At 72.1% G+C, this 560-nt stretch carries 1 protein-coding gene; it reads left to right on the forward strand.

Annotation, left to right across the window (positions count from 1 at the left end; all coding sequences use genetic code 11):
- Nucleotides 1-560, forward strand: a 560-nt coding sequence (locus tag B2J89_RS21590; RefSeq protein WP_169170847.1) for a sulfite exporter TauE/SafE family protein, incomplete at both ends; no start/stop codon positions are given.

The raw sequence follows: 560 nt of genomic DNA on the forward strand, positions 1-560 counted from the left end.
TTCCGCGAAGACACGCAGGCGCCGCCGGGCCTGTCGATGGCGCGGCTGGTGGTGCTGTCGCTGATCGGCGGCGCGCTCGGGGCGGCACTGCTGCTGGTGACGTCCGACGCCACCTTCTCGATCGTCGTGCCGTGGCTGCTGCTGGCGGCCACCGTGCTGTTCGCCTTCGGCCCGCGACTGCGCCAGATGCTGGCCGGCGCCAAGCCCACGTCGCCGACCAAGGCCGCCATCAGCGTGCTGGCCGTGGCCGTGTACGGCGGCTATTTCAACGGCGGCCTGGGCATCCTGCTGCTGGCGCTGTTCGGCCTGCTCGGGCAGACGCAGCTCAACGCCATGAACGGCCTGAAGAACCTGGTCTCGGCGCTGCTCACCGCCATTGCCGTGGCGGTGTATGCGGCCGGCGGCGTGGTGCAGTGGCCCGACGCCTTGATGATGATGGTGGCCGCCACCGCGGGCGGCTACGGCGGCGCGCGCGTGGCGCGGCGCATTCCGCCGGTCTGGCTGCGCGGCGGCATCGTGGCCACGGGGCTGGTGATGACGGCGCTGTTCTTCTGGCGGCA

Source organism: Acidovorax sp. SRB_24, assembly GCF_012931925.1.